Origin of the sequence: Treponema socranskii subsp. socranskii VPI DR56BR1116 = ATCC 35536, from assembly GCF_000468115.1 — a bacterium.
In the GTDB taxonomy this organism is placed as follows: Bacteria; Spirochaetota; Spirochaetia; order Treponematales; family Treponemataceae; genus Treponema_D; species Treponema_D socranskii.
In genome coordinates, this window is record NZ_AVQI01000036.1 from 1 (window position 1) to 692 (window position 692).

The window sequence follows — 692 nt, forward strand, 5'->3', positions numbered from 1 at the left end:
GACATCTTCAACCTTGCTGAAGGCAAGGAAGTAGCCCCCTATGGAAGTAAGCGATGAAGGAATGTAGACCGTTTGTAAATTCCTGCAAAAGTGCAAAGCAAAATCTTCTACCGTTGTAAGACCGTCCTGCAAAATAAGGGAAGTAAGATTGTGACTGTCGGTAAAAGAGCTATCCCCCAATACTTTGACGGAAGCAGGCACCGTATACGGGGTGCCTGCCTTACCGGTCGGATAGCGAATCAACTTTGTTTTAGCTTTATCGAATAAAACGCCGCCTTCTACGCTGAAAAAGTTACTCGGACCGCTTAACGCAAACGCTTCTAACGACCCCCAACCGCCGAAGTCGCTTATACATTGTTTGCTGAAACCGGTGAGGGTGTATGTAATACCCGAATATTCGGGCTTTACATTGACGGTATAGACAGTGCCGCCAGCATCGCTTTCCCGCTTTGTCATTATTACATGCTTTTGTTCCTTGTCGACTACCTTGTACTCTGCACCGTTTGAGAGCGTAAAATTATCGGGAATAGCTACGGAAGATATAAAGGATACCCGTATATTCGCCGCCTGTGTTACGGTGTGCTCGTAGGTGGTTGAGGTATTGCCCGGTACGGCCGTGCCGTTTACCGTCCATTTTTCCACCTTGTAGCCCGCAGCAGGAGAAGCCGTAAAGACGAGTGCAGTGTTTTCGG

At 48.0% G+C, this 692-nt stretch carries 1 protein-coding gene; it reads right to left on the reverse strand.

The features are described from left to right. A partial coding sequence (locus HMPREF0860_RS05520; RefSeq protein ID WP_021495573.1) for a leucine-rich repeat protein occupies positions 1–692 on the reverse strand: 692 nt, incomplete at both ends.